Source organism: Methanosarcina mazei S-6 (genome assembly GCF_000970205.1).
GTDB classification, from domain to species: domain Archaea; phylum Halobacteriota; class Methanosarcinia; order Methanosarcinales; family Methanosarcinaceae; genus Methanosarcina; species Methanosarcina mazei.
Window position 1 is genome coordinate 2,069,879 of record NZ_CP009512.1, and the last position, 15,380, is coordinate 2,085,258.

General features: G+C 42.4%; 12 protein-coding genes and 1 tRNA gene. 4 read left to right on the forward strand and 9 right to left on the reverse strand.

Annotated features, from left to right (window positions below):
• Positions 1 to 78 precede the first annotated feature (78 nt).
• Genes MSMAS_RS08820 through MSMAS_RS08830 form a run of 3 tightly spaced genes read right to left on the reverse strand, consistent with a single transcriptional unit; the run spans position 79 to position 3,532 of the window.
• Positions 79 to 753: an ABC transporter ATP-binding protein gene (locus MSMAS_RS08820; protein ID WP_015412989.1), complete on the reverse strand. Its 675-nt coding sequence runs from the start codon at positions 751 to 753 to the stop codon at positions 79 to 81.
• A gap of 39 nt (positions 754 to 792) precedes the next feature.
• Positions 793 to 1,779: a DUF3344 domain-containing protein gene (locus MSMAS_RS08825; RefSeq protein ID WP_226987627.1), complete on the reverse strand. Its 987-nt coding sequence runs from the start codon at positions 1,777 to 1,779 to the stop codon at positions 793 to 795.
• A complete protein-coding gene (locus MSMAS_RS08830) occupies positions 1,748 to 3,532 on the reverse strand; it encodes a CARDB domain-containing protein (RefSeq protein ID WP_048046453.1) in 1,785 nt (594 codons plus the stop codon). The genes MSMAS_RS08825 and MSMAS_RS08830 overlap by 32 nt, the downstream gene beginning before the upstream one ends.
• 653 nt (positions 3,533 to 4,185) lie before the next feature.
• Here MSMAS_RS08830 and MSMAS_RS08835 point away from each other — a divergent pair.
• Positions 4,186 to 5,376: a DUF3344 domain-containing protein gene (locus MSMAS_RS08835; RefSeq protein ID WP_052273712.1), complete on the forward strand. Its 1,191-nt coding sequence runs from the start codon at positions 4,186 to 4,188 to the stop codon at positions 5,374 to 5,376.
• Positions 5,377 to 5,473: 97 nt separating this feature from the next.
• Here MSMAS_RS08835 and MSMAS_RS08840 read toward each other — a convergent pair whose 3' ends face one another.
• A complete protein-coding gene (locus MSMAS_RS08840) occupies positions 5,474 to 6,337 on the reverse strand; it encodes an energy-coupling factor transporter transmembrane component T family protein (protein WP_011034918.1) in 864 nt (287 codons plus the stop codon).
• Between the two features lie 109 nt (positions 6,338 to 6,446).
• Here MSMAS_RS08840 and MSMAS_RS08845 point away from each other — a divergent pair, with 109 nt between their 5' ends.
• The gene (locus MSMAS_RS08845) at positions 6,447 to 8,219 is read left to right on the forward strand and encodes an ABC transporter ATP-binding protein (protein ID WP_011034917.1); all 1,773 of its coding nucleotides are present in this window, start codon (positions 6,447 to 6,449) and stop codon (positions 8,217 to 8,219) included.
• 114 nt (positions 8,220 to 8,333) lie between these two features.
• Here MSMAS_RS08845 and MSMAS_RS08850 read toward each other — a convergent pair whose 3' ends face one another.
• From MSMAS_RS08850 to MSMAS_RS08860, 3 genes are read right to left on the reverse strand one after another with little or no spacing between them, the layout of a single operon-like run.
• Positions 8,334 to 9,425 (reverse strand): COG1361 family protein, encoded by a 1,092-nt coding sequence (locus tag MSMAS_RS08850; protein WP_011034916.1) that lies wholly within the window; start codon positions 9,423 to 9,425, stop codon positions 8,334 to 8,336.
• Positions 9,426 to 9,468: 43 nt separating this feature from the next.
• On the reverse strand, positions 9,469 to 10,401 hold the full coding sequence (locus tag MSMAS_RS08855) for a DUF3344 domain-containing protein (RefSeq protein WP_015412985.1): 933 nt from the start codon (positions 10,399 to 10,401) through the stop codon (positions 9,469 to 9,471).
• Between the two features lie 51 nt (positions 10,402 to 10,452).
• Entirely contained in the window at positions 10,453 to 11,616 is a 1,164-nt protein-coding gene (locus MSMAS_RS08860) for an ABC transporter permease (RefSeq protein WP_048046048.1), read from the reverse strand.
• A gap of 438 nt (positions 11,617 to 12,054) precedes the next feature.
• On the opposite strand from MSMAS_RS08860, the gene MSMAS_RS08865 reads away from it, so the two are divergent.
• Positions 12,055 to 13,230 (forward strand): DUF2117 family protein, encoded by a 1,176-nt coding sequence (locus tag MSMAS_RS08865; RefSeq protein ID WP_011034913.1) that lies wholly within the window; start codon positions 12,055 to 12,057, stop codon positions 13,228 to 13,230.
• A gap of 530 nt (positions 13,231 to 13,760) precedes the next feature.
• Positions 13,761 to 14,576, forward strand: a complete 816-nt coding sequence (locus MSMAS_RS08870) for a COG1470 family protein (protein WP_048045956.1) — start codon at positions 13,761 to 13,763, stop codon at positions 14,574 to 14,576.
• Positions 14,577 to 14,778: 202 nt separating this feature from the next.
• Here the strand turns inward: MSMAS_RS08870 and MSMAS_RS08875 are convergent.
• Positions 14,779 to 14,861, reverse strand: a tRNA-Leu gene (locus MSMAS_RS08875).
• 181 nt (positions 14,862 to 15,042) lie between these two features.
• Positions 15,043 to 15,348 (reverse strand): divalent-cation tolerance protein CutA, encoded by a 306-nt coding sequence (gene cutA / locus MSMAS_RS08880; protein ID WP_011034911.1) that lies wholly within the window; start codon positions 15,346 to 15,348, stop codon positions 15,043 to 15,045.
• Positions 15,349 to 15,380: the final 32 nt, after the last annotated feature.

Sequence of the window (15,380 nt, forward strand, 5' to 3'; positions counted from 1 at the left end):
CATAAACCGTTTTTATAGCTCCACTAACATTTTAAGGTTTTATTGGCCATTTTAGAGATTTATTAACAACTTTTATTTTTAGATTATGATTGTTCCGTCATTCAGCTTCAGCACCTTGTCCGCAGCTCTGGCCATTTCAGGGTCATGAGTTGTAACGATAAAACTGATATTCTGCTCTCGATTTATGTTTTTCATGAGGTCCGTGATTTTTCTTCCGGTTCCTGAATCAAGGTTTCCAGTAGGCTCGTCTGCCAGAATAATTCTCGGGCTGTTTGCAAGCGCTCTTGCTATGGCAACTCTCTGCTGCTCTCCTCCGGATAATTCGGAAGGTAGATGGCACATTCTATCCTCAAGACCTACAAGGTTAAGAAGTTCAGATGCTCTTTGTTTCTGCCTGGAACGACCTACTCCATTAAAGTGCATCGGGTAACAGACATTCTCAAGAGCATCCATTGCAGGTATCAGGTTAAAAGCCTGGAATACGAATCCTATTGTCTGCCTGTGCAGCCTTACAATGGCGGGAGAATTCCTGTAGTCCACTTCGTTTCCTTCTATAAAGACTCTTCCAGAACTGGGCTGGTCAAGACACCCGACAATGTTAAGCAGAGTGGACTTCCCGGATCCGGAAGGTCCCATAAAGGAAACAAATTCTCCCTCTTCAATTTTCACATTTATATCCTTTAAGGCTTCCACACGCAACCCGGAATCAAACACGTAACACTTTGATAGATCTCTGGTTTCGACAATATTCATTTCTGTCCACTTCCTGTTTGTACTCAGTTCCTGCAAAAATCATCCGTATCTCTTTCCAGGATTTTCAGGCTCTTTGAACTCGAGCAAAAGTATTGCATTCGTAGCCATGAGGTAATCTCCATTATCCTGAATACTGGCAAAATTCCCATTAGAATCAAGGTAATTTCCTACCGACCTTTCATCCAGGGCTATCTGGACAGTTTCGTTTGTCTGGTATACATTCTTCCAGCTTTTTCCACCCGCAAACAGAAGCTTTATGATGTCTCCGATAACCGGAATACTCCCGGTTTTTTCATTGAAAAAAAGCCTGTTTCTGGCTTCTGTGCCTGAACTATAGCCTCCTGAAGGAGAAACTGTTATCAGCCGTGCATTTTCAATATTTTCAGGGCAAATATCTCCTTCAAAGAAAGTGGTTGTTGTTGCCATATCAGGATCGATCCCGTATTCTGCATACAGCACATCACAGCCTTCATTAATCCAGTACTCTGTCTGTGGTAAATCCGGGTTTTCATAAACGAGCAGAAGCCCTGCGCCCTGTACACAGAAGGTTTTTTCGTCACCACCAGCATTTACAAGCGATATAGAATAGTTGCCAGCCTCCGAAATATCTTCACTCAGGTCATAAACGTCAGTTCCCGAAAAAAAATCGTATCTTGAGACGAAACCTTTTGTGTCCGTATACCTTTTTTCTTCCAGTAAAAGTACAGAACTTCCGGAATGTACAAGAGAAGACTTAAACTCCGGATATATGCCATCAAGCCCCTGTTTGCTCCATGTCCAGTAAATATAAGCTCTTGCAACCTTTATGGAAGAACCTTCCGGAGGATTGACACTGAAGTTAACAGTATAGCTTTCACCTGATTCGAGCTCTCCACTGTATCTGCTGTCCCCAAGAGAAAAATCAAGGGTTCCACAGTGCTCATCATGAATGACTGTCTGCAGGTTTTTATCTCCGGCATATGAAGCTGAAGCCGGCATAATAAGCAGCAGGAGGTTAATTAAAAGTACAGCTGATTTCAAATTCATTGTTATTCTCATCCGACTCGGTAATACGGTTATTTTCATCTACATTCACATTGAGGGCGTGTTCCCCCTTCTGAGTATCAATCCTTATATTTTCAACAATTGAGGTCTGACCTTCAAGTTCCGGGATGTTCAGGACAGTAACACTTTCCCCATCAAGGTAGAGGTTTACATCAAAATCCCTGGCTGAAGCTTCTCCATTATTCGTAATTTTTACAGAAATTGAATAATCGGTTTTAGCTGTTTTCTGGGTTTCTTCAACACAGCCGCTAAAAGTCGCTATTATGAGAACGACCAGCAGGATGAGAAAAATGGGTTTTTTTCTCCTGATGCTGAAAAGAGCGATAAAACCCAGAAGGATTGTCGAAGCTGAAGAGATCTCTTTGTTCTCTATTTTTACAGGCTCCCCAAGGGAAACCGACAGGTCGGGTGCGGACCTGACCAGGATATTCAGTTCACAATTATTGTTTTTGTCACTGGACTCTTTTATACTGTTTTCAGGGTCCAGAAAGAGTTCAAGCCTGTGCTCGCCTTTAATACCGGACCACAAAATGCCTGACCTGTGTATTCCAGCTGCCCCCATCTGGATCGGGACCCGGGAGATCTCATTTCCATCTACCAGGAAAACAGCAGTACAGTTTTCCTCACAGATTCCTCCGGGATTATTAATTGTAAGGGAAATTTCCACAGGTTTCCCATCAATCAGCTCTTCTTCAGAGACTCTTATCTCCGGGTAAAGGTCAGGAAATACGGATTCGGTATTTTTAGAAGTAAGGACCAGGGCTGCAAGGACAGGATGAAGGTAGTCTTCCCCTTCCTGGTCGTCTATTTTTCCGTCTCCGTTAATATCAAATCCTCTTACAAAAACTGCGGAGTTGTCTGCCTTCAAATAATTGAGCACATCAATGTGTTCCATATCGAAATAGCTTGAGGCTGCGCCTTTGTCTCCCGAGCTATCAAAGCTGACCTCATTTGCGATATCCCTTACATTTTCTCCGCATTTCTCGACCAGGTATTGAGGCGGAACCCCGGGTATTTCTCCGTTGAATTCAATATAATCAGGAAGACCTTTTGACCCTGTAAGATACACGACTGAAAGGTTTGCAGAATCTATATTGTTTAAAGCCTGCCCTGCGCTGAAATTAACCTCTGCCCTGTCATTTACTTCCTTTATGTTTTCACTCCAGCCTTCCCCATGAAGGTTTATGTTCCCTGTCAGGAGCTGGTAGGAGACCATGGGAGCTTTCGGGTTTTCACAGGCAGCAGCAAGCACTGTACCATAAATCCTCCCGTCCATCTTTTTTCCGGGTTCTCCTGTGCTTGTAAGGATTTCTACCGTATTTTCACCGTTTTTAATAAGATTGCCTGCATCATAAGCCACCCAGTAAACCCCGTGGCCTGCACAGAAAACATTTTCGTTTTCATCATTGATTCCTTCAAGATGTAGTTTTTCAAGCCTTTGCCCGTTAAACTCAGGCTGGACCCAGCCTTCATCACTATCCGTACCACCCCAGACTCCAATATAAAGGCGAGCCCAGAGGACAGAACCTTCAGGAACATCAAAATTCTGGGAGTATGGAGAAAAACCAAGTCCATGACCTCCATCCATGTAGAATTCTCCTCTGAATGTGCCCTGGGCATCAGGAGCAAAGGGCATGCCCTCATAAGAATAGCTGGCAAGGGCGAGATCTACTGATGCCAGCAGAAAAATCGGGATAATAAACAGTACAATTATCTTTGCAGGACTTATTTCCATAGTCTTTCACTTCATTCCAGAATGAGGTCAACTTGAGCAGGCCTGGATTCCGTTTATTCTGGGTAGATTTTTTAGAGAAGGTAAAATAATTCAGGATAACTTAATATCATTATTGAATAATTACTGAAATTTAAAGGTTATTAAATATTACTATTTTTCGTTTCTGTATGAGAAAATACAATACAGGTCATATGATTTAGAAAGAAGTCAGTTGTTTTGACTGTCATTATTCTTAAACAAAATATTGTAATAAATATTCATAGATATGCTTTTAAACTGCTCTTCAAAAAAAGTATCCATGTTTATTGAAATCGGGAAATGAAGTTAATATTAAATTTAATTCAAAAGACAGAGTTAATTTTTCTTTCAGCAGATAAAACCCTGGATTTTAAGAGGAGAGAATTAAAAATTAGTAATAATCAGTAACATCTCGAATCAAAAAATTCATATTTTTTAAAAAAACTTATATAATCAAAATTGTTCATTATATACTGGTTAAAACTGAATGAAAAAATTATCCTGATTACTCTGATTCTCTGAAGATTTCATACCCTTTGTCAAATAGTTGGGGTTATAGCCACATATTTTTGGGTTTGTGGAGAGCTAGAGTAAGATAAAAATTATGACGAAAAGAATCGAAGGAGGAGTACAGGGTGAAAAGAGGTTGGGAACTGGATGAGAAAAATAAAACAAAAAATGAGTACAAATTCAGGAGAACAAAACTCAGCAAAAAAAAGAATATGCTTTATAAGCTTACAGGCCTTTGCTGCCTTCTTTCAGGCTTATTCTGCCTGCTAATTGCACCTTCCCTGGCTCAGGTCCCCGAAAACAATGGTTATGCCGGAGATAAGCCCCTGAAAACGTACATTCATGACACAGTTAAGGGAGATCTTTACTATACTGCAGGGAGCAGCTATTACAGTGGAAAAGCCTATCCTGGAGACACATATAAGGTAAACCATAACTTCGATCTTCCTGAAGGAGCAACCATTAAACTTGCCAGGCTCTATAATTACTGGACCTGGAGTTCCGAGGGGATGGAGGGGAGAAACCCTGAGATGAAACTCAGTTTTGACGGACAGGAGCTTGAACCTGACAGGGAGTACAGCGACAGGAAAGGTTGGGGAAGCTATGATTATCCCTCAGGAACTTGGGCTTATGATGTGAGTTCCTGTATAACCGGGTCCGGTACCTTTACTACGGAAATAGAAAACACAGGCCCGGATGCATCCTGTGTCTGCATTGAAGGTGTGGGTTTGCTTATTGTATACGAGGACCCTGATGGAAGGAATATAGAATACTGGATTAACGAAGGAGCCGATGAGCTTAATTCTCAGATGGATGAAAACGGCAGCCCACTTTATTACACGGCCCCAAACCAGACAATCTGTGAAATGCTCAGGCCTGCTTTGCAGTTTCCCATCCGCAGTGCGACCCTCTGGACGATCACGCAATCCGGAAACTGGGAGAATAACACACTCATAGTGAACGACAAAAAATTTACCGGAATCTGCGATGGGAAACCCTATCCTGATCTGGAAATTGATAAAAGGAATGTAACGGACTGCCTGAAAGCCGGAGAAAATATCATTCTTTTCCAGGCATCAGGCGATTATGTAATATCTTCGGGGTCTTTCCTTGTTGTTGAAAAAGACCTGCTCGCAGAAGAATCGAAGTCATCCACAGAAGAAGCTTCCGAAAAATCCGAGGAAACAGGTAGCACCCCAGAAACATCCGGAACTGAATCTAAAAAAGCCCCAGGGTTTGGGTTCGTTTTTGCTCCTGCTCTTTTAACAGGAAGAAAATTGGTATCGGGACTAAGGGATAAGAAAGCTGGAAAATAATGTTAAAAAATAATGTTGTGATTCCGGGTAAATTGAAGACTCGATTCTAAAAAAACTGGATGACAGTTTCAGGTTTTTTTCAGAATAGAATTTCCCGTTAAACCGGGACTGTGCCCCCAAATCCCACATAGCTGAGATAGAGGCCTCCTGCCGTAAATAGTGCCGTATATGCAAGAAAAATATAATCATTTCTTTTTAGCCTCAGTTCTTTTACATAGGTTCTCTGCCTATTTGCCCTGAAACCTCGCGTATCGGCAGCTACTGCGAGCTTTCTTCCCGCCCTGAGTATATTAACTACCAGAGGAACAAGGATATATTTCATGGCTTTTGCTTTTCTGAAAATTCCTCCTTTCAATTCAAGCCCTCTTGCCTGCATTGCATTGAGGATTATGCCGCTTTCTTCGAGCATTGAAGGGGCAAAACTGACTGCAGAAGAGAGCATAAATGCAATTTCATACGGAAGCCCTATACTATAATTTTTTTCTCCTACTCTTATTTCGAAAAAGCGGACAAATGCGGAAATCAGTTCTGAAGGATGAGTGGTGGCAAGCAGCAGCATTGCGGCACTAAGTCCGGTCATAAAACGGAAAGACTGATACATCCCGTAGAGAGCCCCATCGGCATAAAAGTAGACTCCTTCTGTAAGAAGCCCCAGTACCGGGAAGGATGGAGAAATTATGGTAAACAGCGGCTCTTTTGCCCAGTAATAAAAAAGAGCCTGAGAAAAGGTAAAACTCAGCATAATGCTCCCAGAAACCAGGAGGATGGCCTTTATCCTGCTGATAGGCGGTTTCAGAATGAACCAGAAAGGCAAAGTTGAGATAAAAAGCAACACCAGCAAGTAAGGAGTACCTAGAACAACACTCAGCACCGAGACCCCGAAGAGCCAGAGCAGTTTTACTCTCGGGTCCAGCCTATGGAGCAGACTGTCTTTTTGTTCATAGCGAAAGAGGCTCTTCAAGGCATAATCCTCCGTAAAATTCTATCATACAAAAATTAATAATAGTCAAACTATTTCTTACTTTTCATAAGAGTTTTAAACTATAGTGTGTATGAAATAACGCGATAGTATGGATCAACCAGAGGACACAGATGCACTTGTCAGGTTTGAAAACATTACATATAGCTATCCCTATTCAGATTCCAGAGTACTTTCGGATGTAAACCTTAAACTTGAAAAAGGAGAGTTTGTACTCCTTGCAGGTCCAAGCGGCTGTGGAAAAAGTACTCTTGTCCGCTGTTTTAACAGGCTGGTGCCCGAGATTTCTGGAGGAAAACTTTCCGGGCGTGTCATTATTCGGGGAAAAGACCTCAGGGAGGAAAAAGTCCACAAACTGGCCCTTGAGGTGGGAATGGTATTCCAGAACCCTGAAACTCAGCTTTTTTCCCTTAAAGTAGAAGATGACCTTGCTTTCGGGCCTGAAAACCTGGGGCTGCCAGGAAAGGAAATACTTTCCCGTGTAGAAAAATCTCTCAAAGCGATAAAACTGGAGAAACTGAAGGATCATTTCATCTTCACACTCTCAGGCGGGGAAAAACAGAGAACTGCAATAGGAGGAAACCTGGCAATGGAGCCGGAAATCCTTGTCCTTGACGAGCCGACGTCGGACCTGGACCCCTCCGGTACCCGGGAAGTACTTGACCTGCTCAGGCGACTGAACGCTGAAAAACGGATAACCCTGATTCTCATAGAGCACAAGCTCGATGAAGTTTTCGAACTGGCTGACCGCATGCTTGTAATGGATGAAGGGAAGGTTATACTTGACGGAAAGCCCTTTGATATCCTGTGCCGCGAAGAAGGAAAACTCAAAAAGCTCGGGATTCATCCTCCCCAGATCATAGAAATTTCTCGCCTCCTGGGATTCAACTGCAGGACTTCAAGCCCCCCCTATGAGAACATCCTGAAACGCCTGGCTGAACTTCTGATGCCGTCCACTCGTGAGCTCCAGCCCGAAAGCAGGAAAGAAGCGAAACCCAAAATTCCTCCTGCTCTTTGTCCAGAGGAGAGCCTTTCTCACGTTCGGATAGAAAAGCTCTCCTGCAGACGTGAGGACGGTTCTGAAACCCTCAAAAACGTAAATCTTGATATAAAATATGGAGAGTTTCTTGCCCTTCTTGGCCACAATGGAGCCGGAAAAACAACCCTTGCAGGTCACTTAATGAGATTCCACAAACCTTCTTCCGGGAGGATTCTCCTCAACGGAAAGAATATAAGCAAATACTCCACAGCTCAGCTCTCGCAGCAGATAGGGTACCTTTTCCAGAACCCGGATTCACAGATTTTTATGAATAGCGTATTTGAAGAAGTTCGATTTGGGCTCAAGAACCTGAAAATACCTGAAGAGGAAATGAAAAAACGAGTAAATTCTGCCCTTGAGATGATGGAACTTTCGGTTTACAGAAACAGACACCCCCAGGCTCTCTCACGGGGACAACGGCAACGACTGGCAGTAGCTTCCATTCTCGCCCTCGAGCCGGACCTGCTTGTCCTGGACGAACCGACTACGGGGCAGGATAGGGGGCACATACATAAGTTTCTGGATAAAATCAGGGAATTGAACAGACTTGGAAAAACCGTTATTCTCATAAGCCATGATATGGAGCTTGTAGCGGAGTATGCTGAAAGGGTTATCGTGATGAAGCAGGGAGAAGTTTTGCTGGACGGCCCGGCAGCAGAAGTATTCTTAAGCCCTGAAGAGCTGGATGCAGCCGGGCTTATTCCTCCTCTCCCTGCAAGGCTCGCTCTTGATCTCAGAAAACAGGGATTTGATGTTCCCGGAATGCTTACAGTCTCAGAACTAAAAAGCTTCCTAAGAGCTCATAATGTGGAAATTCGCGACTGAAAGAAATTAAATAAAAATGAAATGACCGCAAAAAACGGCAGCAGAAAGTAAAGAAAAGAGATAAAATTTGGAGATATTAAAGGGGAAAATGGGATGCAGATAAAGGCGTTTCTTTTAAAGCCTTGCTCCGCTCATTTTTACAGCGGTATCATAGCCAAGAAGTCCCCCTACCAGCCCTCCTGCGCATGCCAGGGCCAGCTGAATCCCTATGTACCAGGGAGCGTAAGATATTTTCCATTCAACCGGGGCATAGAGAAGATAAAATAAGAGGGTTGAGACTCCACCTCTTGAGATTCCGTAGATAACTGCAGTCAGGCGCCTGTCTGCATAATCCATCCTGAATATAAAGACCAGGAGGTCAACAACGACACCTTCTGCCAGGTAAAAGCCCAACCACATGATGTGAGACCCCCAGACAACCATGCTGATGAGCAGGACGCAGGTAAAGAGCAGGGTTGCTGTTCCCGGCTTTCGGACCAGTTGCAGGGCGACTATCATGAGGACGACAGTGGGAATTGCAATAACCAGCCCGTCAAACCAGCCAAGATTGACCAGTTTGCTAAGGTAGCGGAACACTACGGCAATAACCGAAGCGAGAAGCGCTATTGTGATCAGGTCAATGGTTGAAAAGAGGTCAAGGACTCCAAATCGTTTTAATGCAGCCAGAACACCGAAAAAGACCAGGAGACTTACCAGAATCGTAATATAAGTACTCCAGGAGGGTGGCGGTATGATAGTAATACTGTGTTCACTTTGTTGCGTCTCTCCCGAGTAAACCGCAAGAATCTTGAAAGTAATCCTTTTTTTGTACTCGATTGAAGCAGGAGGTTTTACATCAAGAAAAAAGCTTGCACTTTGCCCTGTTGACAGTTCTCCGATTTTAGCCGTGATTTTCTGTCCGTCTTCTGTTATATTGTATGGCTGAGGAGACATCCCTATATCCAGATCTCCCGGAACTTCAATAAACACAGTTACGTTATACAGTGGTTCAGTTCCCTTATTCTCAAGGTTTAACCTTGCCCTTTCCCATGAGTGTCCAGCTACAAGGACATCGGACGCCTGGTTTCGGTCAAGTGGAATTTCCAGGCTACACTCAAGGGGAGAGACATATGAACCTGAAGTTTCCTCTGATGCAAGGGCTCCTGGAGTAAAGGAAGCTGTAAGAACAAGTGCAAGTATTGCTGAGAGAATCCATTGATGTTTCATTTTTACCTCTTTTTCATCTCAAATTAATTTTCACTTCCTGATCTCATCTCCTTCTGAACTTCAGGGCAATTGCAATGCAGGCAAGAAGACAGATAATTATCACCGGAAGAGGGATATTTGCTTTTTTTCCGGTTTTTTGCTCGTGGAGTTTGAAAAACTCGCTGTTAGCTTCCGATTCCGAAACGAGGACTGCGATACAGGGATGGATATAGCCCTCCTCCCCCCTTTCGAAGAGAAGGATACTTTCTGAATTTTCAGAGGATACAGAACCCGAATACAGGTCAAAATACTTGCCCTGAGCGGACTTTCCTATGTCACTTCCGATGCTTGCAGAATCAAAGTAAAGCTCGTCTTTTTCTCCTTCAGTGCCTGCCACAAGCATTGTATAAAGGGTCGCATTTTTTCCGGGGTATGTATCTTCAAAGGCAGTCGTTACTCTGTCCTTCTTATTTGTATACGATAGCGCATAATTGCCTTCATTGATCCAGAACCTTACTGGAGAAAGAGAGCTGTTTTCACAAACAGCGGCAAGAGTGATCCCATAGGGCCCTCCCCCGGGATTTTCTGAAAAAACCGAAACTTCATTCAGTCCAGTATGAAGAGAACTGCTGGCATTGAGACAGTAAAGGGCTGTCCCCCAGGCTGAAACGTAATCAGGATCTTTCATTAAGGCAAGTTCTTTGCCGTTTACCGTTACTTTGATACTGTCCCCGCTGTCATAGTTCCAGACAGGAACATAGAGCCTGGCATACCTGACTTCCCCGGAAGGCAGCTCGAAATACTCTAGATAGGGGTTTTCACCGGTATACCCGTGCCCCCCACTAACGTATACTTCTCCTCTGACAGCTCCTTCTGCAATTGTATAGGGGGGAGTTCCATCCCCATACCAGCCTCCATTTCCTGAAAATAAAGAAAACAGGAGTACCAGACCTGCTCCAAGAAGCCCTGTTATTAAGATTTTGTTTCTGTTCTCCAAAGTTATTCATCTCCTGGAGGCGCTGAAAATTTGTTACTAAAGCTTTTGTTATTAGAGCTGTTTTAAGGCTCTTACAGGGTCCATTTTTGATGCCCTCCATGCAGGATAGAGCCCTGAAAGAACGGATACAAACAGGGATATCAGAAATCCGGCTGCAAGAATTCTGAAATTTAAAGCAGTCAGGTGTTCTATACTTCCTATTTCAAGTTTTGACAGTAACAGGGCCCTCCCGATTCTGTCTATAAGAGTTGAGAAAATAACCCCAAAAAGATCTCCCAGAATACCTCCCAGAGCTCCTATAAACAGACATTCGGCCAAAAACATTCGCAAAATGTCAGACTCTGAAGCTCCGAGTGCTTTTGAAATTCCTATTTCTCTGGTTCTTTCGTAGACTGAGACTACCATTGTGCTTACCACCATCAACCCGCCGACAATCAGGGAAATGCTTGAGAAAAAAGCAAGGACCAGAGTCACCCCTTTCATTATCCGGTTGACAGCGTTTATTTCGTCCTGGGCATTTGAGGAAGAGAGCTCAAGTTTTTCTATCTGTTCTCTTGTTTCGGCGACCTGGGAAGAACTCTCAACCTTTACGAGCACTCCGTCATAGTACTCTTTTTTGTTGAGTTCTTTTGCAGACGCGAGACTTATGAAGGCTCCAGAATCAAGGTCGTTACCTATGGGTTTTAAATAACCCACGGGAGTAAAGCTTACTTCCTTATCACGAGGCTTTCCGTCCTCTCCGTAAAGCCGTAGCCTTGATGTTAACGGGGTTCCAATTGTAATTCCATCCGTTTTCTCCAGTTTTTCCCATAAATCACTTCCAAGTACGACCTGGTTTTGTCCGCTTTCGAACCAGCTCCCCCCGGCAAGTTCAAGCTCATTTGCAGTCCTGTAGTCCTCCTGTATGCCGGACAATTCGAAATAGGTGCCTGAAGGACTTACATAAGCATCTTTTACATACGGAGAGGCTAGTTTCCCTAATTTCTTTATTTCCTCAACTTTCGCATCACCAATAAGGACGAGTCCATTTTCTCTCAGACCCGGGGAAACTTCAATCAAAGTAAGATCCCTGGACTTTTGAACCTCTTCAATAGCATTAATACGAAGCCCTTCCCCGAAAGAGACCACAGATACTACCGTTGCTACACCGACTGCGATTCCAAGGAGTATAAGCAGGGTCCTGAGCTTTTTAAGGCGTAACTGCCGTATTGCCATTGAGAATTCTTCTATCAAACGGTTCACCAGTCCTTATTTTTACATTCCTGCCTGGGAAAGGGAGAGGTTATTATATGCAACATTAAAGAAACGTAAGAAAGATGCGAGAAAATAATTATGGATTCTAATATTCAGTGCTACGGAGTTATAGTTAAGTAACATAAATTACGAATATATATCCTTTTTGATTTCTACCTATATTTTATTAAGTTAAACGGGTGAATAATATATTGTATGTTATTCGTAAATAGGAGTGGCTAGACTGAATTACCACATGCCTGCAAGCCTATTAGCTGAAGAAGTCTCAGAGTACCTGTCAGGAAAAATATGACTAATTAAGGAAGCAATAATACAAATTATTTCGAAAAAACTGGTAAATTTTTATTACAAAACAATTTCGATGACTATAATTAGTTTGACTATACATGTGTTTAACATATGCAGATTGGAATAGTAATTCATAACTTTCAGCTTATGGATTCTCCCAAGACAGTCGAAAATATTCTTACGCTTCTCTCTGGAGATAATTGTATAGATGCCTGTCTCTGCGGAACCATGGGAAAAATTGCGGCGATTGATGCCGGCATGGAAAATCTGGTTGAAGTTGGCAGGTTGATGAAGCCAAGCACCTGCATAGAGCATTTCTTCAGATCAAAGGACCTGGTCTGTCTCCTTAACCACGGAAAGGAACTGAATACCGGCCGAACTTTTGGAAGGATCGTAGTTTCGCATTTAAAAAATCCTGAAGAAAAGCCTCTTATTCAGATTGAAAGGCCAGGCCGTCCTGATGGTGAACTCATTCCATGGAACAGGGTTGCTTTGCCCTATGCTGAAAAACTATCCAGCCTGCTTAACATGAAGATTTCCCAACCTCCATCGCCTGTCAACACTATAGAAGTCAGCAAGTATGGAACCCGGGTCCTGAGAAGAATATCGACCTTTCCCGGGGCAAACATAATGGTTGAAGGGATCGTGGTCGGAAAAGCCACTTCTTCTGAAGTAGCTCTCATCTCGGAGAATGGTTTTCTTACTTCAATGGAAGGGGGAATTATAAAAGAGCAGGGTATTGAGATCCTTCATAAGCATGAGGAAAGAGTGCCTGTAGATCTTTCTATAGCCTGGGTGAAAACCGCAACTTCCCGAAAAAACTCCGACGACTTTTATGATTCAATAGAAGGAAAAAATGAATGGATGGCGAAAACTGCCTCTTTGAAAAAGGGTTTTTCACAGGAGAAACTTTTAGAAGGTGGGGTTAAGGTTATTCTTATAGACCACTGCGCTGAACGTTCATTAGATATGATGAAAGGTGCAGGCTTTGTTATTACTATTGGAGATGACACCACGGAGATTGCAGGAAACATTTTCTCCAGATTTGGAATCCCTATCCTTGGAGTTACAGACGGTGACTGTGACGAACTTGCTACGGAAGTGAGATATTCTCCTGGTTCCCTGCTTCTGCATTTAAAACAGGGAAAAGATGATGAGTTAGGGAAAGAGATTAAACAGCACATCTTTTCAGGAGAACAGATAGCCTGTTTTGAAAATATTGATGATCTGAAACCAAGAATCATAAAACTTGCAGGAGATCTCCTGGAATCTATTTCAGAGTACTGAATTAATTAACACAAAAATCGGAGCTAATGAAAAAGCTACAACCGGTTTACAGAAACCAGAACTTTCCCGGATTGCTGTTTTTGAAATCTGCAAAGTTATATTTTTTCTAGTCAGATAACTCTCTTTTTGTAAGTTCTCTTTTTTGTAAGTTCTCTTTTTTGTAAGTTCTCTTTTTAGTTAAATCTCTTTTTAGTCAGATCTCTTTTTTAGATTAAATCTATTTTTTTGGTTAAATCTATTTTTTGTTGGTTCTCTTTCAGTCATATCTCGTTTTCAGTAATATCTTTTTTAGATATCTATTTTTAATAGTACTTAATTAACACAAAAGGCATAATAATTAATATAATGTTCAATTTTATTATGAAAAAAACAAAATCAAATATCTTTAATATAAGAATGTCGTTAGGAAAATGTTTTAAAATGAATTGTAAAGTCTGAGTTTTTGATTTGAGGCTTCAGGACAAAATCTCGTGCAAGAATAGTCTCTGAATTGTTCGTAAAATATATATTGAAAATACTGAGGTTTGCGGATGAGACTTAAAATTGTGTTACTCATTATCGCTCTTATTATTTCAGTGCAGGCTGCTGCAGGCTCTTCAAGTATAGGGGTTGGAGCAAGCCCGGGAAACCTGAGTTTCAGGCTCGCTCCAGAAACGTCTGCAGAGCAATCGCTATATGTGATAAACACAGGAAACGAAACCGCAACATATGGGATTTTCGTAGAAGGCGATGCCTGTGAAGATTGGTTTACATTTTCCTCAACTTCTTTTGATCTGAAAGCAGGGGAATACAGGGAAGTTAAAGTCAAACTCAATGTTCCTGCAACAGAAGAAACAGATGTTGAATGCAACATAAAAATTCCCTGTACCGTATCAGGAAAAATTGTTGGAGCCGGAATTATAATCCCTGTCCATATAGAGATTTCTGCCTCAGAAGCAAACTATTCAGAGGTCGGCTCTTCGGGTACCAGTTCCTCGGCAGGAGGCAAAAGTTTTTCCGGGTCTTTCAATAGCTCAAAAGTGAAAGAAATATCCCAGCAGCTTGTCGCAAACGCCAGCAATCTGGTGGTTGATTCCAGAAAGGATATCACATCTACGGGTGAAAAATTGAAAAACTCTACCAAAAACTGGGAGGAAACTGCAGACAAGAGTCTTGATAACGCAACAACCGGCCTTGGAAAAGTAACCAGGAAATTCGAGGATACAGGCAGAAGGATTGAGGATGATACAAAAGAGAGATTTGATGACACTAAAAAGAAACTTGATGAACTAAACACAATTTACAGAGATATTATTCAGTACATTGATAATTTCATTAAAATCCGCCTGACAAAAATATTAAACTGATTCAAAATATGCCGGGCAAATCTCACAAATTGACTTTTTGTTATGATGAAGTCGTTATGTATGTAAACGTTCTCTATATGAACCCATAGACCCGACGCTGTGGCCTGATTCTTGCTTAACTCAGAAGCAACGTAACAGCCATTTGAGAAATAAAACGAAAATAGAAAGATTAAAAGAAAGCAAAAAATCTGAGAATTTCAGGTGCGGGAGAAGGGATTCGAACCCCTGAACGTCTGCACGAACAGATCTTGAGTCTGCCACCGTTGACCGCTTGGTTACTCCCGCGCTTTTCGGAAATCCAAATAGGTAAAGTTATAACTAGCATATAAAGCTAATCCTGTGAATGAACCAATCCTGCTGATTTTTACGAAAGCGGGTAATTCCGGATACTTTTATTTCAGCTTTCGGCTACAAAATATCGGCTTCAGGCTTTAAGTTTATTCCTGTCCGGAGGGTTTATTTTTCCTTACGAGCTGTTTACATGCACCCAGTCGAGGTAATTCTGCTCGCCTTTAACCTCCCAAAATTCGATAGCAGGCAGGTCATAGGTGTGTAGGAACCTCACGGTTTCAATGATCTCTTCCAGGCGGGAAGAGTCGGTCTTGGCGAACAGGGCTACTTCGTTCTGCTCCTCCACCTTTTCGTTCCACCTGTAGATTGAATATATCGGAAACATATTTACGCAGGCTGCAAGCCTTCTTGCGACCAGCTCTCTTGCAATTTCAGATGCATTATCCATGCTCCCGGCTGTTATATATACGATTCCGATCATGAAACAGACACCTCATACAAAGTAGTTATAAT

Bases quoted from the DNA above. Each gene is read 5' to 3' on its own strand.
- MSMAS_RS08820 (WP_015412989.1), bottom strand. From the start codon at position 753: ATGAATATTGTCGAAACCAGAGATCTATCAAAGTGTTACGTGTTTGAT.
- MSMAS_RS08825 (WP_226987627.1), bottom strand. From the start codon at position 1,779: ATGAATTTGAAATCAGCTGTACTTTTAATTAACCTCCTGCTGCTTATT.
- MSMAS_RS08830 (WP_048046453.1), bottom strand. From the start codon at position 3,532: ATGGAAATAAGTCCTGCAAAGATAATTGTACTGTTTATTATCCCGATT.
- MSMAS_RS08845 (WP_011034917.1), top strand. From the start codon at position 6,447: ATGGATCAACCAGAGGACACAGATGCACTTGTCAGGTTTGAAAACATT.
- MSMAS_RS08850 (WP_011034916.1), bottom strand. From the start codon at position 9,425: ATGAAACATCAATGGATTCTCTCAGCAATACTTGCACTTGTTCTTACA.
- MSMAS_RS08860 (WP_048046048.1), bottom strand. From the start codon at position 11,616: ATGGCAATACGGCAGTTACGCCTTAAAAAGCTCAGGACCCTGCTTATA.
- MSMAS_RS08865 (WP_011034913.1), top strand. From the start codon at position 12,055: ATGCAGATTGGAATAGTAATTCATAACTTTCAGCTTATGGATTCTCCC.
- MSMAS_RS08870 (WP_048045956.1), top strand. From the start codon at position 13,761: ATGAGACTTAAAATTGTGTTACTCATTATCGCTCTTATTATTTCAGTG.
- cutA (WP_011034911.1), bottom strand. From the start codon at position 15,348: ATGATCGGAATCGTATATATAACAGCCGGGAGCATGGATAATGCATCT.